Origin of the sequence: Pseudomonas sp. JDS08PS003 (assembly GCF_045013505.1) — a bacterium.
Lineage (GTDB): Bacteria > Pseudomonadota > Gammaproteobacteria > Pseudomonadales > Pseudomonadaceae > Aquipseudomonas > Aquipseudomonas protegens_B.
Window position 1 is genome coordinate 2,823,935 of the sequence record NZ_CP120724.1, and the last position, 19,176, is coordinate 2,843,110.

Here is a 19,176-nt window from a genome sequence, read left to right on the forward strand (position 1 = left end):
CCCGGCATGGCCACGGTTTCAGAAGTCCCAGCGGGTGCTGAGCATGAAGTTGCGCGGTTCGCCGTAGGCTGCCGAGTTATAGAAACCGACGTTGGTGTAGTAGGACTTGTCGAAGAGGTTGTTGACGTTGAGGGTCGCCGACAGGTTCTTGGTGATCTGGTAGCGGGTCATCAGGTCCACCAGCCAGTAGGCATCCTGGGAGATGTCTTCGTTGATCTTGCGCGGCGCGTTGTAGACCGAGTACCAACCCACGCTCTGCCAGCGCAGGCCGCCACCGACGGTCAGCTTGTCCAGGTCGCCCTTGAGCTTGTAGCTGGTGTAGAGGTTGACCTGATTCTCCGGTTCGAAGGTGGAGATCTTGGCTCCTTCGTCATCGCGCACGATCTTGTGGGTGTAGCCGGCTTGCACTTGCCAGCCGGGGCTCAGCTCACCGGAAATCTCCAGCTCGTAGCCCTTGGTGACGGCCTTGGCGCCCTTGAAGGCGTAGTTGTCCGGCGTCGGGGTCTGGTTGTTGTAGGCATCGTCCGGCACCGAGCGGTTGGTCTCGTGCACTTCGAAGTAGGCCAGGCTGCTGTTCAGGCGGCCTTCGAAGAACTCGCCCTTGAGTCCCAGTTCATAGTTCTGGCCTTCGTCCGGGTTGAGCAGCTTGCTGTCCCGGTCCTTGTTCCAGCTTTCCTGGGGCATGAAGATGTCGGTGTAGCTGGCGTAGACCGAGAAGTGGTCGTCGAGGTCGTAGATCGCGCCGACGTAAGGCACGAAGCGTCCGCTTTCCTTGTAGGACGGCGTCAGCCCGGTCAGGTGATAGTTGACCACCCGCCCGCCGAGGAACAGGTTCAGGTCGTCCATCAGGTTGAGGCGGGTGGTCATGTAAGTGCCGGTCTGGCGTACGGTATCGTCGGTGCGCTGGGCCGGCAGCCCCCAGATGGGCCGCTCGATCTTGCCGTGCCAGTTGTAGAAGTCCACCACATTGCCGTTGGCCCCGAGGAAGTCCGGGGACCAGTAGCCCTTGCCGGTCCAGCGCGAGTTGGCAATGGAGCCACCCAGCACCAGTTCATGCTCGCGGCCGAACAGATTGAAGGGGCCGCTGAGATACAGGTCGGCGGAGTCGCTGGTGGTGTCGCCGGTGTATTTCTGCGCGTTGACCTTGGCCGTGCCATTGGTCTGCGGTTCGTCGAACTGGATCGAGCCGAGTTCGGCGTGGTAGCTGTTGATCTTGTGGTCCAGTTGCAGCTTGGTGACCCAACCGTTCCCCAGGTCGTGCTCGAGCATGGCAAAAGCGGTGCGGGTGTATTGCTCCCAGCCGCTCCAGGTCGCGCCGTTGTTGTAGGAGCGCGACATGCTGTTGTGCCCACCGGTGGCGTTGATCAGCGGGAAGGTCCCGGACCAGCTGGAGCCCTTGGGGATATTGTCCTGGTAGTCGCCGCCCACGGTCAGCAGGGTATCGGGGGACAGGTCGAATTCGAGGATGCCGTAGTAGGTCGAGGTCTTGCGCGAGTAGTGGTCGAGGAACGATTGCTTGTCCTGATAGGCCGCGACCGCACGGCCGCGGACATTGCCGGTTTCGGTCAGGGGGCCGCTGACATCCAGCTCGCTGCGGTAGTTGTCCCAGGAACCCATGCCCAGGGAGGCGTGGCCCTGGAACTGGGCCGTGGGCTTCTTGCGCACCAGATTGATGGTGGCGCCCAGGGAGCCGGCGCCGGTGAGCAGGCCGGTGGCGCCCTTGAGCACTTCGACCCGGTCGTAGATCGCCATGTCGCTGAGGGTGTTGCCGGCCGAGTAGGCAACGTTGCGCACGGTGGAGGGAATGCCGTCGTACTGGAAGTTGTTGATCGAGAAACCGCGGGCGTAGTAGTTGGTGCGGTCGGTGTCGTAGGCCGAGACGGTGATCCCGGGGGTATGGCGCATCACGTCGTCGACGTTGTTGAGGCCGAAGTCTTCCATGTGCTGCCGGGTGACCACGGTGATCGACTGCGGGGTCTGCCGTGGGGTCAGCACCATCCGGGTCGCGGTGGCGATAGTGCCGGGGGTGTAGGAACCGCTGCCTTCGGTGACGGTGCCCAGCTGGTTGCTGACGATCTGGGTGGCTTCCAGTTCCACGGCCTGGCTGCTCTGGGGCAGGCGGGTCAACAGCACCGCGTTGGCGCCATTGCGTTCGAAGCCCAGGCCGGTGCCCACCAGCAGTGTGCTCAGTGCCTGTTCCGCGCTCATACGACCACTGACCCCCGCCGATTCGATCCCTTGAGCCATCGCCGAGGAGTAGGCGATCTGCAATCCGCTCTGGGTGCTCAGTTGATCCAGGGCATTGGCCAGGGACTGGCGGGCGATGGAAAAATTGTGGGCGCTCGGCGCTTGATGACCGGGGGCGGCAGCGGGCTCGACGGCCGCCACCGGGCTGCAGGCCAGGCAGATGGCCAGCGCCAGGAGGCTGCGGGCAGGGGTGAGTGTTGTCAGGTGCATGGAAGTCCCGTACGAAATAGGAATGATTTGCAAAAGCAAACACCCTGACGGGTTGACTTCGGGAAAGCCGTAAAACTTTTTTCAGCTTCCCTCGGTCGGGTGTTCAACGCAGGACCAGGACGCCTCCCGGCAGGCGGGTGAGCTCGGTGTTGGTGACTTTGCTCAGGGCCTGGACGATGGCATGGGGGTCGTCGAGCCGGTAGTTGCCGCTGACGTTCTGCTGCGCTGCGCTGGCGTTGAACAGCAGGATCGGTGCCCGGTAGTAGCGCCGCAGTTCCCCCAGCACCTGGGCCAGGGGCGCGTCCTGGAAGGACAGGCGGCCGTCGACCCAGGCCATTTGCCGCTCACCGCCCTCGGGGTTCAAGGGGCGCAGGTGATGGTCCTGCAGTTGCTGCCAGTTGCCGGCCTGCAGCAGGCTCTGCTCGCCCTGGTCGTCGGCCAGCCGCACCCGGCCTTCACGCACGGCCACGGTCACGCCATCGGCGTGACGACTGACACTGAACCGGGTGCCGACCACGGTCACCGTGGCACTGCCGGCCTCGATGGTCAGTGGCCGGGACGGGTCATGGAAAGCCTCGACATAGAGTTCACCCCGCAGCAGGCGGATGCGCCGGTGAGCGGCACTGAAGTCGCTGCTGATGGCGCTGTGGCTGCCCAGGACAACGTGGGAACCGTCGGCCAGATCGAAGCGCTCGACCTGGCCGACGGCGCTCAGGTGATCGGCTTGCAGGCGCATGGGCAGGTCGCCGACCCAACCGGCGCCGAGCATCACCAGCAACACAGCAGCTGTGGCCAGCCAGCGCTGGGGGCGACGTTGCCTGCGTGCCGGGGCCTGGGCGGGCGGCAGGTCCAGGTTCAGCGCCAGGTGTTCCAGCGCCTGCTCGAAGGCGCTGGCGTTCCACAGGTTCTCCAGGGCCCGGTAGGCTTGGGCGTGCTGCTCATCGGCGTTGCGCCACTGTTCGAAACGCTGGCGTAGCAGCACGTTGTGGGTCATGGCCTCACGCTGGGTGAACCAGTCGCTCGCCTGCTCGCGTACGGCGTCGCCGGGAAGGGCTGTGAGGTGTTCAGTCATCAGGGTTCTGCCGGTCGGTGGCTTTGATGCAGGCATTGAGTGCATGGCGCAGGTCTTTTTCCACCGTGCTCAGGGAAACCTGCAAGCGCTGGGCAATCTCGCTTTGCGAAAGATCGTGCAGTTTATGCAAAACCAGGATTTGTTGCTGGCGCTTGGGCAGGGTCGCCAGTACCTGTTGCAGCAAGTGCAACTGCTGTTGCCCCTGGACGTGGCTTTCCGGGCCGGGGGCGCCGGTGGGCACTTCACTGAGCTGGCTGCCGTCTGTGGGCTGGTACTCGAAGCGCCTTTTGCTGCGCTGGCTGCGCAGGTGATCGAAAGCCAGGTACTGGGCGGTCTGGTAGAGGAACGGCTGCAAGTGCTCGATGGGACGGGCCTTGAGCGCCTTGGCCACGCGCAGGTAGGTTTCCTGGGCCAGATCCTCCGCCAGGTTGGCGCACCCCACCACCCGCGCAAGCATGCGGATCAGCCCCCCGCGCTGCGCAATGAACAGCGCGCTGAGTTGTTGCTGGTCGTCTCCGATTTCCATCGCCCACTGTCCCCACTACCTGATACGGCTCAGCGTGAATGGGTGGGCATTCTAATGAGAATTCTTATCATTACCAGCACATTTCCATTCTGGCTTCACCGGCGCTTTTCCGGGCGTGGCTGGCCACAGGGAATGATTCCCATGGCCCATGGTCGATTCAATATGGGCCCCATGACCCGTTCGCCCCCATCGACGCGTCAACGTACCGGGCCCGGTCAGATGATTGAAATGCGCCGCCGCGCCGTTCGGCCAGGGGCTGTGCTGGTATGGGGGCCCTTTGTATTTAGCTGGAAGGATCGATCATGCGCCTCATTGCACGGGTTATCTGTTTCACCTTGATACTGTGCGCCGCCCAGGCCTGGGCCGGCGACCCGCAACCTGCTGCCCAGGCCGCCGCCGAGGACAAGGCCCAGGTCCTGGAACAGAAGGCTGCGGACAAAGAGAGTCCGAAGGCCAAGCCCCAGGTCGCGCCCATCACCAAAACCGAAGTCCAGGCGGTGGACCCCGCGGGCCAGGCCCCGGTGGACGACGCCATTACCTGCTTGTCGCGGACCATTTATTGGGAAGCCAAAGGAGGGGAGTCTGCGGATATGGAAGCGGTGGCCAATGTGGTCCTGAACCGCCTGGGCCATGAGGGTTTTCCCGGGACGGTGTGTGAAGTGGTCAAACAGGGTTCGGAAAAGAGCCCATGCCAGTTTTCCTGGTGGTGCGACGGCCGCCCGGACCAAGTGGAAGAGGAGGGGCGCTACACCATCGCCAAGGAGATCGCGCGCAAGGCGTTGAACCAGCAGCTCCAGGACCGTACCGGTGGCGCCCTGTACTTTCACGATCGCAGCGTCTCGCCGGATTGGTCCAGGGCCTATATCAAGACCACCGAGATCGGCAGCTTCAGGTTTTACAAACCCAAGAATGTGGCGGCGCGCTAGTGGTGGATCGAGCGGTCACGGCACTTGCGGGTACTGATCGCAGATCTCGTGCCAAGGGGCTTTCATGGCCACGCAGAGGTGTTTCTGTTTGGGCGCGGTAAAGGGGGTATCCAGGGTGGCGATGGCAATCGACATCCACTCGGAAAAATCGCCCTGGGTATCGCGCCAGAACAATGAGGCGCCGCACTGGGAGCAGAACTGGCGCAGAACGCCCGGAGAGGACTCATAGCTTTTGAGGCTGGCTGCCGGGTCGTGGATATCGATCGAAGAATGTGGCGCGCTGGCATAGGAGGCAAAGGCCGCGCCGTGGCCTTTCTGGCATTTGCGGCAGTGGCAGTGGGTGACGGCTTTCAATGCGCTGGACACTCGGTAAGTGACTGCGCCGCACAGGCAGCTGCCTTGATAGGGAGTTTGCATGGTGAGGGTTTCCAAAGTTTCAGGGCCTGCGGTGCTACAACCTGATCAGTCGGGTGCTCAAGGTGGTGTGGGCTATCAGGTCGAAACCTGGAGGATGTACAAATGCGCGCTGATGCTCAAGCGGGGAGTGTCGGGTGAGGCATTGGCTGATCGGCGAAAGCCGTTGCGACGCTAGATGATATTATTGTGCCTTTATTTTTGCCGGCGTATTTCCCCACGCTTCCCCACTGGCAATCAGGGCGTCCGGCTATAGCGAGGCGCTGCGCCAGGGCGTGTCGGTTGGAGAGCGCCAGGCTCCCCGAGCGGGCAGGATAGGAATGAGACAGACAATGGAATGCACAGCTGTGCGAGGGAATGCAATGAGTAACAACAGTGCCATCGATGTACTGCGTTTTTGGCGGGACGTGGAAATCTTCAATATTCCCAGTCCTCCCGACAGAGAGTCCAAACCCCGCAACAAGGTGGCCTATTTCCAGCCCGGTCAAAGGCTGCCCTGGGAGCAGGGCCACCGCGACTCGTTGCTGTCCAGCGACAGTGAAGAGTGGAGTCATGCGGTTTTTCTCGGTGTCGCAGAGGCGCGCGACTGGGCCAGGGTCCTGTTGCAAGCAGTGACCCCTGAGACTCGCCTCAGTGAAGGTGATCTTCAGCAACTCAATGGCAAAGGCTGGATTGCCGCCTTTGTGGTCAATGGCTCGGGGCAACGATTGGCGGACTCCTATGTGCCGGCGGGCTTCACCCTGGGTATGCGTCGTCTGCTGAGGCGGCAAACACTGGATGGTTTGCACGACGACATTCAGGAACAGGCCGCAGCCTTCAAGGAACGTTGCCCGGAAGTGACGGCGGTGGCGGTTGTCGAGCCAGAGATTGAGGGCGTACAGGGCGGCGATACGGGCGGTGCAGCCAGCGATGCAACCTTGACCCGGCCATTGGCCTGGGACGAATTGAACGAAGAACTGAACCTTGCATTGGCATTGTTCAGTGCGGTGTCTCTGGACTTTCCTCTGAAGGTGGTGATCAAGTCGACTTTGCGTCGGCGGCGCAAGGGCAATGAGCCGGACAAGGCAGAGAGCGACATCGACTTCCTCAATTCGTTTTACCTGAACGATCTTGATCGCCTGATCAAAGCCGCCGACAGCGGCCAGTCCCTGGGGAAGACCCTGAACCAGTATCTGGGGCCTTGCTCTGCAAGCGATCAGCGCCAGGACATCCTGACGCGGCATGGGGCGATGGTCAGTTGCATTACCCCCGACAAGCTGACCTTGGGACGCTGGCCTGCCTCCAGCCAGCACCATCTGATGTTGGCGCAGCAGGCGGCTGTGGGTCAGATCAGCGCTCAGTTGCACAAGGACCGGGGACTGATCGCGGTCAACGGCCCGCCGGGAACCGGCAAGACCACCCTGCTTTGCGATGTGGTTGCGGACATCGTGGTCCAGCGCGCTTCTGCGCTGGCCCGGCTCGATCACCCCTGGAGCGCGTTCGAGAAAAAAACCACCGTTGGCGGCATGAGCGTTTACCCGCTCTTGCCATCGATTGTCGACGGCACAGCAATCGTGGTGACCAGCAACAACAATACGGCGGTTGAGAACATCACCCGGGAGCTGCCTGCGCGGTCCAAGCTGGCCAAGGATGAACACCTGGACGCCGGGTACTTCCAGGAGGTCGCGGCCCAGGTATTCGCCGCGGCCGACATCAAGACACAGGCCTGGGGGCTGGTTGCTGCAGCGTTGGGCAACAGTGACAACCGGCGCAAGTTTGCCAATGCTTTTTTCCGTGACTATCACAAGGAGCCTTACACGCCGGGCCAGCCCACCGATATCAAGACGCTGCTGGAGACGCCACCGGCCGATGCGGAGCAACAGTGGCGGGCGGCCAAGCAGGAGTTCCTGCGGTTGCGTGGGCTGGTCGAGGCGCAACAGGCAACCTTTTCCAAGGTACTGGAGGCGCTGGCCACCTCGGCGATGCTGCGTCAGCAGGAAGCGGCGAAGCAACGCCAGATCGATGAGGGGCGGGTGCGTCTGCAGCAGTTGCCGGCTCAATGGCAGGGGCGATTGTCGACAGCGGATGCCGGGTTGTCCCAGTCTCGTGTCCGACTGGAGCAGGCCGAGGACCAGGAGCAGCGGGCACGCTTGCAGGAGCAGATTGCCAATGATCGCTTGCAGGCGGAGCAGGGCGACAGCCTCTTGCCTCTGTGGGATCGCTGCTTGCGAGCCTTGGGTTTCGTCACTCAGCGTTGTCGGGACTGGGCCGAGTCGAGTCGTCGCCTGCGCACAGCCAGGGCTGATGCCGCGCAGGCATGGCAAGACGCGATTGAGCAATCAGCACGCTGCAAGCAGGCGTTCATCCAGGCGCAGTGTCAGCTTGAGGTCTGCCGCGCCGGCTTTGAACGCGAGCGTGCCACTCTGGAGAGTACCCAGGCCCAATGGCAGCAGGAGCTCCGGCAATACGAGCAGCGCCGGCATGAGTTGGAGCGCTTGGTTGGTGAGTTCAAGGCGACCGGGGCCAAGGTGCCTGATAGCGAGTTCTTCAAGCAGGACGCTGCTTCGCGTCACTTGGCCAGTGTCTGGGTGAACCCTGAATTCGATGCATTGCGCGCCCAGTTGTTTCTGGCCGCACTGCGTTTGCACGAGACCACCTTGTTGGCGAGTCATGGCAAGGCCATTGCCAACCTTCGAGCGTTCAAGAAAATGCTCATGCGCGAGACCCCGGAGCCGGTTCAGGAACACCAATTGAGCATCCTTTGGAACATCCTGTTTTTTACCGTGCCAGTGGTCTCCAGTACCTTGGCTTCCTTTGATCGGCTGTTCGCCGGGTTTGGGCGAGAGTCGATTGGCTGGCTGTTGATCGACGAGGCCGGGCAGGCCACTGTGCAATCGGTAGCCGGGGCGTTATGGCGCAGTCAACGCGCGGTCATCATTGGTGATCCGCTGCAAATCGAACCGGTCATGACGGTGCCCGGTGCCATTGTCGCCGAGCTGCGTCGGCGTCATGGGGTGGACGTAAAGTGGTCGCCTGCCACCGAGTCGGCCCAGACCCTGGCGGATCAAACCATGGCCCTTGGCGCCTGGATCGGTCGCCCCGATTCTCAGGAGACAGCCGTTTGGACGGGCTTGCCCCTGCGGGCCCACCGACGCTGTATCGATCCGATGTTCAAGGTCGCCAACGATATCGCCTACGCCGGGCAGATGGTGCAGGCCAATACACATCCTGCATCGATCAATTGCCTGTTGGGCGACAGTGCCTGGCTGGATGTGCAGGGCAGCTCGAGTGATGGGCAAGTGGTCGCCGAGGAAATGGACTTTCTCGAGGCCGTGCTGCTCAAGATGCGCGCCAACTGGCCCACCAACGACGATGGCAAGCTGGCCAGCGTGTTCGTCATTTCGCCCTTCAGGAAAGTCGCCCAAGAGTGTGGCAGCGTCTTCAAACGCGCTCACATGAGCAAGAAAGACTGGCCAGTGGATTGGGGAACCGTGCATCGGTTCCAGGGCAAGGAAGCGGACATCGTGCTGATTGTCCTGGGGTCTGCGCCAGGAGATGCAGGCGGTGGCAGTCGCCACTGGGCATCGTCGAAACCCAACTTGCTGAATGTTGCGCTGACCCGTGCCAAGGCGCGGGTCTATGTGATTGGCAGCATTCAGGACTGGAGTGCCTGTCCCCAGTTTGGAACCCTGGCCAGTACGTTGCGCATTTGTCGGCCGCGCCGGGTGGCGCTCGATACTGCGGATTCGCCGGGTTAGCCGCACGGAACAGGGGCGAACGGGGCAGGGGGTTCAGAGGGCTTGAACCGTCCTTGCCCATGAGCCCTTGGCAGCCAGGTGCTGAGCGTTTTACGGGTAACGTCCGCCATCGCCGCAAGGGCGGTGGTGGACGATCAGCGCAAAGGCGCGAGGCTCAGGCGGCCACTTGCGCCTGAATCTGCAACTGGCCATCCACGCCACGGGTCAAGCCGCTGGCCACGAACAGCGGCACCAGCAGTTTGTGCAGCTCGGGCTCGACCAATTCCTTCACGGTCGCCAGGTCCAGGTTGCCGCTGGTTTGCAGCTCGGCCTTGGTGTAGGACAGCCAGGCCTTCTTCAGGGCTAGCAGCACGTCGCTGCCAGCGGTGGAGGCGAAGCGGCGGTGGGCGATCCGGCCGGCGAAGTTGAAGCTGTGCTGGTACGCGTAGCCGGTTTCGTCACCCTGGCTGGCGACGCAGCGGCCACAGGTGCAGGGGCCGTCGGCGAAGGCGGCGCGCAGGTAACTGTTGAAGTCGACGATGGGCTTGAGGGCCAGGCGCTTGTCGACTTCGAACAGGTCACCGGTCATTTTTGCTTCACTGCTCAAGGTCAGGTTCCTCAGGGTCGGGCGGTGTATTTCCAAGGGGCGCACCATACCAGCCGGATCGGCGCACGGGTACTTTTCTGGCGTTGTCCGGCCCCGGAGGCGGGGCGGCGATCTGCTAGGATTCAGTCGGTTTTGCCAGGGGTGCCGTTGGGGGCCCATTACTCTGCGAGGAAGCTGCATGTCGATCTACACCATCACCGTTCCCTGTTTCGCCCAGATGCTGCGGGCGCTGAGCGGCCTGCTGGCCAAGGGCGAGGAACGTGCTCGGGAGCTGGGTTTCGATCCTCAGGTCCTGCTGGAATCGCGCTTGGCCCCGGACATGCATCACCTGGCGGCCCAGGTGCGTTTCGCCTGCACCCAGGCCCGGGAAGCGGTGCAGCGCCTTGGCGGACAACCGGTGACCGTGCTGCAGGCACCGGCCACCATGGCCGAGGCCAAGGCGCTGATCGAAGACACCCTGGCGTTTCTGGCGGCAGTGGATCGTGAGTTGATCGACAGCAGCGGACAACGGGCCGTGGCCATCGAGCTGCACACTGGCATCGCCTTCGATATGACCGGCGAGGAATTCGCGCGCAACTGGGCGACGCCGCAGTTCTATTTTCATCTGGTCACGGCCTACAACATCCTGCGGCATCACGGCGTGCCCTTGGGCAAGGCCGATTATGCCCAGCACATGTTTGCCTATCTGCGTCAGCCGGAATGAACGTCACTGCGCCGGCCGCTGCAACTGCAGCCACTCCTGGACCGCCGGCCGTTGCCATTGGCGCCGGGCATATTCCATCAGGTTCGCGGGCATCGGGTCACCGTTGAGGATCAGGCGGTTGAGCATCAGTGCCAGATCGACATCGGCAATCGACCATTGGCCGAACAGACATTCACGGCCATCGGCCAACAGCCCTTGCGCGGCATCGATCAGCTTGCCCACCGCCGCTTCGGCGGACGGCGACAGGGGCTCGCCCTTGCAGCCATAGAACACCACCAGGGTCGAGCGCTCCTGGCGGATCGGCAGCAAATCACTGCGCAGCCAGGCCTGGACCTGACGGGCCTTGGCTCGCTGTTGTCGGTCGTGGGGATAGACGGGTATCTGGGGGAACAGCTCCTCCAGGTATTCAGCAATGGCCGAGGATTCGGACAGGGCAAAGCCGTCATGTACCAGGGTCGGCACCCGCTGGGTCTGGGACAGCCGGGCATAGTCCGGGGCGCGATTTTCACAGGCATCGAGGTCAAGGGGGATGAGTTCGAAGTCGATGCCCTTTTCCCGCAACACCACGAACACTGACAGGGCGTAGGGGCTGGTGAACTGGGCATCGACGTACAAGCGAGGGCGGGGGGAGGCGGTCACGGTGGGATCTCCAGGAGGGGAGTGCACACGCTAAGAGATCCCGGGCGATAAATAAAATGCGCGATTTTTATCCGTGCATTCCTCGCCGGAATACCGGCCGCTATCAAATGTCCTTGCCGAGAAAACTGTCGCTGTCCAACGGTGCCTGCTTGCGTGCCCTGAAGCGCCTGAGCAGCCGGCCGTCGATGGCTGCCAGGCCCAGGGCGATCATGCCCATGCCCAGCAGGTGCCTGGTGTGCAACTGCTCGCCCAGCACCAGGCAGCCCAGGACAATGGCGCTGATGGGAATCAGGAAGGTCACCAGCATCAAGTTGGTGGCGCCGGCGCTGGAGAGAATCCGAAAGAACAGCACATAGGCCAGTGCGGTGGACAACAGGGCGATTCCCAGTAGCGCGCCCCAGGTGGCCAGGCTCGGCAGTGGCAGGTTCCAGGGCCGCTCCAGCAGCAGCGCCAGGGGGATCAGCAGCAGGCTGGAGGCGCAGATCTGACCGCTGGCGCTGAGCAGTGGGGCGACGCCCATGGCCTTGAAGCGCCGGCCGAAGACTCCGGCAAAGGCATAGGACAGTGCTGCACCCAGTACCGCCAACTGTGCCCCGAGATGATCCCCGAGGCCCGCCAGGGCGTCGGGGCCGATCATCATCGCCACCCCGACAAAGCCGACCAGTACCCCTGCCAGTTTGTTGCCGCTGATTTTTTCATCGGTGGTCAGGGCGTGGGCCACCAGTACCGCGAACAGGGGCGTGGTGGCATTGAGAATGGCGGCCAGGCTGCTGGCGATATGGGTCTGGCCCCAGACAATCAGGCAAAAGGGCAGCAGGTTGTTGAGCAGCCCCATGCCGAAGAACGCCAGCCACACTCGTCGGTCCCGGGGCAGTGACAGGCCGAGGATACGGATCAGCGTCAGCAGGGCGAGGGCGGCCAGGCTCACCCGCAGCATGACGATGGTCAGTGGCGGCAGCTCCTTGACGGCAATCGCGACAAAAAAGAACGAGCCACCCCAGAGGATCGATAGCATCAGCAATTGCCCCCATTCCATCACTCCCATGACTTTTTGCCTGGTCATGCCGCTTACTCCCGCGTGTTTCAATGATTGAGTCCTGCTCGTCGATGCACGGACGCCGTGGCTATTTGAATGACTGCCGTGTCGAATTATTCTGCGAGTTGCGACCGCGGACAAACGAGCGTTTTTCGCTCCATGGTTGAGGAGGGCTAAATCATGAGCATGGCCTTGCCGCCCCTTGCGGCACTGCGCGCATTTGAAGCCACAGCGCGTCATCTGAGCGTGACCCTGGCGGCCAGGGAGCTGAATGTCACCCCGGGGGCTGTCAGCTTGCAGGTCAAGGAACTGGAGGCGGTGCTGGGGCTCGCGCTGTTTTTGCGCCGCCCCCGGCGCTTGATCCTGACCGCGGCCGGTGAGGAGTACTTCGCGACCTTGCGCACGGCCTTTCGGATGATGCGCGAGGCCACGGCGCAGATAGTCGGGCGTGGGCGTCTGGAGGTACTGGTGCTCAGTTGCACGCCGAGTTTCGCTACACAGTGGCTGGTGCCGCGGCTCTCGGGATTCGAAGCGCAGGCACCTGGGGTGGATGTACGGATCAGCGCCTGCAACCGCCAGGTGGACCTGGCCCGCGATGGCGTCGATCTGGCGGTGCGCCACGGCTTTGGCCGCTATGAGGGGCTGCTCAGCGAACGCTTGCTTGATGACCAGTTGACCCCGGTGTGCAGCCCGCAGCTGCTGGGGCAGGACGCCGGCCTGACGGTCGCCGAGCTGGCAGGGCTGCCGTTGTTGCACGATGAGCATCGTCACGACTGGCCGCTGTGGCTGGCGGCGGCCGGGGCCGGGCAGATCGACGGCAGCCGGGGCCGGGTGTTCGTCGACAGCAATGGCGCCATAGAAGCTGCCAAGGCGGGTCTGGGGGTTGCCCTGGTGCGCCGCTCGCTGGTGCGCCGGGAACTGGCCGAGGGCTGCCTGCTGGCGCCGCTTGCCCAGGGTGTGGCCAGTGATCTGGCTTACTATCTGGTCTATCCGGCAGCGGCCCTGGAGCGACCCAATGTCGCGCTGTTGCGCCAGTGGCTGCTGGCCGAAGCCGGGCGTGCGCCCCCCAGCGGCGGGCCGCTGGCATAGTGCGGTGCGCCTGTCCCGCATGACTGGCCAGCAGTGGCAGGCACTTTGCCTTGATCGATAAGGCAATCTGCTGGCCCCGCACTGGCCGAGGTATCGGCAAAATCACTTTATTTTCAGGTGGTTAGGTGACCGATAAATGCGCCATGTGTTGATAATGCTGACTTCCTGCGCCCTGCTGGGCGGGGCCGGGATGGCCCAGGCCGGGAAGCTGCAGGCCAATGACCGTTATGTCTGCAGCTGGGGCGCGGGTACCGCCGCCAGGGCTCAGGAGCTGAAGTTGTCCGGGGTGTCGCTGTACGCGGCGCGGCAGAAGATCCAGGCCTACAAGTTCAGCAAGGGCTGGATGCGCATGCTGGCCCTGGGGATCACCGAACAGACCTACGACAGCTCATCGCGGATCAGGCCCGAAGCCTTGCGCAAAAGCTTTTACGACGACTGTGTGCGCTACAAACTGGCCCGTCGATAGTGGCTGTTACAGGCTCAAGCCTGAGTGTTGCGCGACGGGAACGCAGGCTCTGATCCGTATTTTTCTCGCTCATCTGCATCTGTTATCAGAACAGCCAAGGTTCGAAAATGGCGCGCCCACTTGGTCTCCTGGCTGGAGACCTGGTCCGCTGCACCGCAAACCTAATGTTCAGGAGGCCTGATGACTAAGATGGCGTTTTTCTTGTTTGGATTTTTAGCCTTGACCATCGCTATCGGTGCGCTTGCCACTATCTCTCCGACATAAACGGGGCCGTTCGCGGCTCCGGTTTCATTTCCCTTCGCCATCAGTGGCAGGGCAGCTCAGCCACTGCCACTGATACCTGGCTTCTATCTGGAAAACTTCTTCGCCCCGGCCACGCACAGGATCACCGCCACTGTGACCCCGAGCATGCCCAGGCTGACCTGTTCATGCAGCAGGCCGGCGGCCAGGGCCAGGCCGAAGAACGGCTGCAATAACTGCAGTTGGCCGACGGCGGCGATCCCGCCCTGGGCCAGCCCGCGGTACCAGAAGACAAAACCGATGAACATGCTGAACAAAGAGACATAACCCAGGCTGAACCAGGCGGGCAGGCTGATGCCGTTGAAGGATGGCGGGGCGCTGAACAGGGTCAGGAGCGCCATGACCGGCAACGACAGCACCAGGGCCCAGGAGATCACCTGCCAGCCCCCCAGGGTTCGGGACAGTTGGGCGCCCTCGGCGTAACCCAGGCCGCACACCAGCACCGCCAGGAGCATGAGCAGATCGCCCTTGGGCGACGCCGACAGACCCTGGGACAGGGCATAGCCCACCACCAGCAGGCTGCCCAGCACCGAGAACAGCCAGAACACCGGACGCGGTCGCTCACCGCCGCGCAATACGCCGAATACCGCGGTGGCCAGGGGCAGCAGGCCGAGAAACACGATGGAGTGAGCCGAAGTCACGTACTGCAGGGCCAGGGCGGTCAGCAAGGGAAAGCCCAGCACCACGCCCAGGGCGACGATGGTCAGGGGCAGCAATTGCTGCCTGCTCGGACGTCGCTCCTTGAACAGCAGCAGGATGCACAGGGCCAGGACCGCGGCGATGGTGGCGCGGGCAACGGTGAGGAACAGCGGATCGAACTCCAGCACCGCGACCCGGGTCGCCGGTAGCGAGCCGCTGAAGATCAGCACCCCGATAAAGCCGTTCAGCCAGCCGCCGGCGGTTTTTTCCAGCGGCGGGGATTGCAGGTGCGATGTGCGTTCCATTCAACAAGTGCTCACTACGGTTGGCAGGGGCAGGCCCGGGCTGGGGCTTGCGTCCAGCTCATCCTAGGATTGAAAATCAGCACAATCAAAAAATTGTCATGGATACAGCGTCAATGGCCCGCGCCCGCTACAAGCAGTTAGTCGATGTCTTTGCCGCCGATATCCGTCGCGGTGTGCTGGCCCCAGGCACGCGCCTGCCCACTCATCGAGAGCTGGCGGCCAGCGAAGGGCTGGCGCTGGTGACCGCCTCGCGGGTGTATGCCGAGCTGGAAGCCATGGGCTTGATCAGCGGCGAAACCGGGCGTGGCACCTTTGTCCGGGAAACCGCTCTACCGCCCGGGCAGGGCGTGGATCAGCAGGCCACGGCGGCCGGAACCCTGGACCTGAACTTCAACTACCCGTCCTTGCCCGGGCAGGCAGAGTTGCTGCGCGCAGCCTTGCGTCAGCTGGCGTCCTGCGGGGACCTGGAGGCCCTGCTGCGTTATCAGCCCCACGCCGGCCGCAGCCATGAGCGGGCCACGGTGGCGCAGCACCTGGCGGGTCGCGGGCTGGCGGTCAAGGGCGAACAGGTGCTGATCGTCAGCGGTGCCCAGCACGGCCTGGCGACCACGGTCATGGCCCTGCTCAAGCCCGGCGACGTGGTGGCCACCGATGCCCTGACCTACCCGGGGTTCAAGGTGGTGGCGGATGCCCATGGACTGGAGTTGCTGGCCATCCCATTGACGGCAGAAGGCCCGGACCTCGATGCCTTAGAGCGCTTGTGCCAGCGCCGGCGGGTGAGGGCGGTGTACGCCATGCCGACCTTGCACAACCCCATGGGCTGGGTGCTTGATCTGGCCTGGCGCCAGCGTCTGGTGGCCCTGGCCCGTCAGCATGGGTTGCTGATCATCGAGGACGCGGCCTACGCCTATCTGGCGGACGATCCACCGCCGCCGCTGGCGGCCCTGGCTCCGGAAAGCACGGTCTATATCTCGGGGTTTTCCAAGAGCGTGGCCGCCGGGCTACGGGTCGGCTACGTGGTGGCCGCCGCAGACCGGGCGCCCTTGCTCGAACGCGCGATCCGCGCCACCACCTGGAACACCCCCGGGGTGATGACCGCCATGGCTTGTGCCTGGATCGAGGACGGCACCGTGGCGCGCCTGGAGCAGGAAAAACGTCAGGACGCCCAGGCCCGTCAGCGTCTGGCTCGGGAACTGTTGGCAGGACTGGAGCATATCGGCCACCCCAACTCGTACTTCCTCTGGCTGCCTTTGCCCGAGGAAGTGCGCGCCGATCAGGTGGCCATGGCGTTGCTGCGCGAGAACGTCTCGGTGTCCACCGCCGAGCCCTTTGTCTGCGCCGGGCCGGTGCCCCACGCCATTCGCCTGGCCCTGGGTTCGGTGGACCTGGCCGATTTGCCCGAGGCGTTGGCCAAGGTCCGGCAAGTGATTAGCCGTTACGCGTTCTAAAGCCGCAAACCGCAAGCCGCAAGTTCCAAGCTTTGAACTTGAAGCTTGCCGCTGCTTTTTTTAGAGCTTGAACTGGGTCACCAGCCCGTTCAGGTCCACCGCCAGCCGCGACAGTTCCTGACTGGCGGCGTTGCTCTGGTTGGCCCCGGCCGAGGTCTGGGTCGACAGGTCGCGGATGTTGATCAGGTTGCGGTCCACTTCCCGAGCCACCTGGGCCTGCTCCTCGCTGGCGCTGGCGATCACCAGGTTGCGTTCGTTGATCGCGGTGATGGCCTGGGTGATCTGGTCCAGGGCCAGCCCCGAGGCGCGGGCGGCTTCCAGGGTCAGGTGCGCCCGCTCGTTGCTGGTGCGCATGGCGCTGACGGCACCCTCGGTGCCTTCCTCGATGGTGTTGATCATGCTTTCGATTTCCTGGGTCGACTGCTGGGTGCGATGGGCCAGGGCCCGCACCTCGTCGGCGACCACGGCAAACCCCCGTCCGGCATCCCCGGCCCGGGCCGCTTCGATGGCCGCGTTCAGGGCCAGCAGGTTGGTCTGCTCGGCAATCGAGCGGATCACTTCCAGCACTTGGCCGATATTGCGCACGTCCACTGCCAGGTGTTCGACCCGTTCGCAGGTCTGGGTCACGTCTGCCGCCAGTTGGCCGATGGAGTCCACGGTGTGCTGCACCTGTTCGCGGCCGTGATGGGCGGTGCGGTCGGTTTCCTGGGAGGCTTCGGAGGTGCTCACCGCATTGCGCGCCACTTCTTCCACGGCGGCCGTCATCTCGTTGACTGCCGTGGCGGCCTGTTCCACTTCATTGCTTTGCTGGTGCAGGGTCTGGCTGGAGTGTTCGGTGACCGCATGCAGTTCCTCGGCGGCGGAGGCCAGCTGGTTGGAGGAGTCGGCGATCCGCTGCAGGGTGCCCCGCAGGCTGGCCTGCATGGTTTGCAGGGCCTGCAGCAGGCGCGCCGGTTCGTCCTTGCCGCTGACCTGGATGCTTTGGCCGAGGTCGCCGCTGGCGATGGTTTCCGCCACGGCCACGGCCTGGCCCAGGGGACGCACGATGCTGCGGGTCAGCAGCAGGGCCAGGGCGATAGTCAGGGCCACCACGATCAGCATGATCAGCAGGACCATGCCCACGGCGCCCTGGAACACCTGGTTGCTTTGCGCCGCAGCGGCAATGCCACCCCGGGTGTTGACGTCGATGATGGTCAGCAGCTCTTTGAGCATGGTGTCGGCATTGGCCAGGAACGGGCCGCCGTCGACGATGTCGATCGCCGCTTCCTTGTGACCCTGGCGCATCAGTTCGACAACCCGGTGCTGGTCCTTGATGTACAGCGCCTTGGCACTGACAAAACGCTCGTAGGCCGCCTGTTCCTGCTCCACGTTGATCAGCTGTTCATAGACTTTCTGTTGCGCGTCGAGTTGTTCGTCGAGCTCGGTGATACGCGATAGCAACGCCTGGATGGCGTTGCTATCACGTACCACCAGCATGCGCAGGGTCAGGGTACGGATCTGGGTGCTGGTCAGGGCTACGGCGTTGGCGGCAACGATCGAAGGCTGCCAGTTCTGGTCGACCTCAAGGGATTGCTGGTTCATGCGTTGCATTTCCAGCAGGGAGAAGCCTCCCAGACCCAGTGCCAGCAGGGCGATCAGGGCAAAGCTGAACCCTGCGCGGCGGGAAATGTTCATCGTTCTCAAGAGCATGACTGTGTTCCTTGTGGCGGCAAAAAGTACAACCGGCGACAGGCATCGCGGTTTGCATCGGTGCGGCGCACAGTGGAGCAGGGCTCCAGGGCGCCGACGGTCTTTTGCACACAAGGCGGGTGGCAGGCGCGTCTGGGCGGCGCCTTATCCAGGGTTTCCAGAGGTGACGGGATGCACGGCCCGGTCTGGAAAACCGGGCGATGATAGCACGATGACATGTCACCGGGTCGGCAGGAACCCGGGTTTCAGTGGCTTTCGTTCTGGAGAAAACCCTGGATAGCGCGTGCGCTGGCTGCAGGGTCCACCTGCATGAAGCAATGCTGGCCGTCGATCACCTGGCTGCTCAGATGCTGGTTGATGGCCGTCCAGCGCTTGATCGACCGGGCCACGTAGGGGTAGCTGTCGCGGCCGTGGATCACCAGGCTCGGGGTCTGCACCCGGCGCAGGGATCGCCACAGGCGCCGCGGGAAGGTGCTGAAGATGTCCACCTCGCGTTCCGGGGAGCATTTGAGCGCCACGCCTTGGCCGTCGTCTTTCAGACCGTGCTCGACGTAGGCGCTCAGGGCCTCGTCGCTCCACCCCTTGAAGATGCCTCGATTGGCCAGGGCGGCCTTGGCCGATGCGCGGTCCGGCCAATGCTGGCGGCGGGCAGCGGCTTTGCGTGCCAGGGTATGGCGACGGTTGAGGCCCAGGGCCGAGAGCAGCCTCAGTGAGCTGATCATCGACGGGCTGAAGATCACCGGGTCGAGCATCACCGCCTTGCGAAACAACTGGGGTCGTTCGGCGACGATCAGGCTGGTGAGCACGCCGCCAAAGCTGTGGCCTACGGCGTAGCGGGGCACGTCACCGTAGGCCTTGAGCCCGGCCTCGAAGGCCTCGGCTGCCAGCTCCGCGGTGCGGTTCCAACCCAGGAACGGGCCGCCATGATCGCTGTCGCCATGGCCCTGGACGTCGCTGAGCCACAGGTCGAACGAGTCGGCCAGCAACACCAGCAGGGGGCGATAGGCCATGGAGCAGAAACCGTTGCCGTGGAGAAAGTGCAGCAGCGGTTTGCCCGAGGGTTCGGAGCGCAGGCCGCGCAGGGTAAAACCTTCGGGGCACGGGTAGGACCAGGGAAGCAACTGCATGGGGCCTCTTGGAGAGC

At 63.5% G+C, this 19,176-nt stretch carries 16 protein-coding genes and 1 pseudogene; 6 read left to right on the forward strand and 11 right to left on the reverse strand.

Going from position 1 to position 19,176, the window contains the following annotated elements:
- Positions 1 to 18: 18 nt before the first annotated feature.
- The 3 genes from P7C00_RS13045 to P7C00_RS13055 all read right to left on the reverse strand — a co-directional run bounded on the left by P7C00_RS13045 (position 19) and on the right by P7C00_RS13055 (position 4,055).
- Positions 19 to 2,457, reverse strand: a complete 2,439-nt coding sequence (locus P7C00_RS13045) for a TonB-dependent siderophore receptor (RefSeq protein WP_404939345.1) — start codon at positions 2,455 to 2,457, stop codon at positions 19 to 21.
- Between the two features lie 103 nt (positions 2,458 to 2,560).
- Positions 2,561 to 3,529, reverse strand: coding sequence for a FecR family protein (locus P7C00_RS13050; RefSeq protein ID WP_404939347.1), 969 nt, complete (start codon positions 3,527 to 3,529; stop codon positions 2,561 to 2,563).
- A complete protein-coding gene (locus tag P7C00_RS13055) occupies positions 3,522 to 4,055 on the reverse strand; it encodes an RNA polymerase sigma factor (protein ID WP_346636085.1) in 534 nt (177 codons plus the stop codon). Before P7C00_RS13055 ends, P7C00_RS13050 begins: the two co-directional genes overlap by 8 nt.
- Before the next feature lie 302 nt (positions 4,056 to 4,357).
- On the opposite strand from P7C00_RS13055, the gene P7C00_RS13060 reads away from it, so the two are divergent.
- The gene (locus P7C00_RS13060; RefSeq protein WP_404939349.1) at positions 4,358 to 4,981 is read left to right on the forward strand and encodes a cell wall hydrolase; all 624 of its coding nucleotides are present in this window, start codon (positions 4,358 to 4,360) and stop codon (positions 4,979 to 4,981) included.
- 15 nt (positions 4,982 to 4,996) lie between these two features.
- Here the strand turns inward: P7C00_RS13060 and P7C00_RS13065 are convergent, their stop codons facing one another.
- On the reverse strand, positions 4,997 to 5,398 hold the full coding sequence (locus tag P7C00_RS13065; RefSeq protein WP_346636087.1) for a GFA family protein: 402 nt from the start codon (positions 5,396 to 5,398) through the stop codon (positions 4,997 to 4,999).
- 359 nt (positions 5,399 to 5,757) lie between these two features.
- Here P7C00_RS13065 and P7C00_RS13070 point away from each other — a divergent pair, with 359 nt between their 5' ends.
- The gene (locus P7C00_RS13070; RefSeq protein WP_404939351.1) at positions 5,758 to 9,132 is read left to right on the forward strand and encodes a DEAD/DEAH box helicase; all 3,375 of its coding nucleotides are present in this window, start codon (positions 5,758 to 5,760) and stop codon (positions 9,130 to 9,132) included.
- Between the two features lie 154 nt (positions 9,133 to 9,286).
- Here the strand turns inward: P7C00_RS13070 and P7C00_RS13075 are convergent, their stop codons facing one another.
- Positions 9,287 to 9,766: a hypothetical protein gene (locus tag P7C00_RS13075; RefSeq protein WP_404939353.1), complete on the reverse strand. Its 480-nt coding sequence runs from the start codon at positions 9,764 to 9,766 to the stop codon at positions 9,287 to 9,289.
- Between the two features lie 130 nt (positions 9,767 to 9,896).
- Between P7C00_RS13075 and P7C00_RS13080 the strand changes: the two genes are divergently transcribed.
- Entirely contained in the window at positions 9,897 to 10,421 is a 525-nt protein-coding gene (locus tag P7C00_RS13080) for a DUF1993 family protein (RefSeq protein WP_404939355.1), read from the forward strand.
- 3 nt (positions 10,422 to 10,424) lie between these two features.
- Here P7C00_RS13080 and yfcF read toward each other — a convergent pair whose 3' ends face one another.
- Positions 10,425 to 11,060 (reverse strand): glutathione transferase, encoded by a 636-nt coding sequence (gene yfcF / locus P7C00_RS13085; protein WP_346636091.1) that lies wholly within the window; start codon positions 11,058 to 11,060, stop codon positions 10,425 to 10,427.
- A 103-nt stretch (positions 11,061 to 11,163) separates the two neighbouring features.
- On the reverse strand, positions 11,164 to 12,123 hold the full coding sequence (locus P7C00_RS13090) for a DMT family transporter (RefSeq protein WP_404939357.1): 960 nt from the start codon (positions 12,121 to 12,123) through the stop codon (positions 11,164 to 11,166).
- A 153-nt stretch (positions 12,124 to 12,276) separates the two neighbouring features.
- Here P7C00_RS13090 and gcvA point away from each other — a divergent pair, with 153 nt between their 5' ends.
- Both gcvA and P7C00_RS13100 read left to right on the forward strand, forming a co-directional pair.
- A complete protein-coding gene (gene gcvA, locus P7C00_RS13095; protein ID WP_404939359.1) occupies positions 12,277 to 13,185 on the forward strand; it encodes a transcriptional regulator GcvA in 909 nt (302 codons plus the stop codon).
- A 136-nt stretch (positions 13,186 to 13,321) separates the two neighbouring features.
- On the forward strand, positions 13,322 to 13,651 hold the full coding sequence (locus P7C00_RS13100; protein ID WP_346636092.1) for a hypothetical protein: 330 nt from the start codon (positions 13,322 to 13,324) through the stop codon (positions 13,649 to 13,651).
- Positions 13,652 to 13,998: 347 nt separating this feature from the next.
- Here P7C00_RS13100 and P7C00_RS13105 read toward each other — a convergent pair whose 3' ends face one another.
- Positions 13,999 to 14,895 (reverse strand): DMT family transporter, encoded by an 897-nt coding sequence (locus tag P7C00_RS13105; RefSeq protein ID WP_346636093.1) that lies wholly within the window; start codon positions 14,893 to 14,895, stop codon positions 13,999 to 14,001.
- 113 nt (positions 14,896 to 15,008) lie between these two features.
- Between P7C00_RS13105 and P7C00_RS13110 the strand changes: the two genes are divergently transcribed.
- A complete protein-coding gene (locus P7C00_RS13110; RefSeq protein WP_404939361.1) occupies positions 15,009 to 16,343 on the forward strand; it encodes a PLP-dependent aminotransferase family protein in 1,335 nt (444 codons plus the stop codon).
- 60 nt (positions 16,344 to 16,403) lie between these two features.
- On the opposite strand, the gene P7C00_RS13115 is transcribed toward P7C00_RS13110, so the two are convergent.
- The 3 genes and pseudogenes from P7C00_RS13115 to P7C00_RS13125 all read right to left on the reverse strand — a co-directional run bounded on the left by P7C00_RS13115 (position 16,404) and on the right by P7C00_RS13125 (position 19,159).
- Positions 16,404 to 17,267 carry a methyl-accepting chemotaxis protein gene (locus P7C00_RS13115; protein ID WP_404939976.1) on the reverse strand — a complete coding sequence of 288 codons (864 nt, stop codon included), beginning with the start codon at positions 17,265 to 17,267 and terminating at the stop codon, positions 16,404 to 16,406.
- Positions 17,268 to 17,309: 42 nt separating this feature from the next.
- Positions 17,310 to 18,032, reverse strand: a pseudogene (locus P7C00_RS13120) (MCP four helix bundle domain-containing protein); the annotation flags it as partial.
- Between the two features lie 245 nt (positions 18,033 to 18,277).
- Positions 18,278 to 19,159: an alpha/beta hydrolase gene (locus P7C00_RS13125; RefSeq protein ID WP_346636096.1), complete on the reverse strand. Its 882-nt coding sequence runs from the start codon at positions 19,157 to 19,159 to the stop codon at positions 18,278 to 18,280.
- Positions 19,160 to 19,176: the final 17 nt, after the last annotated feature.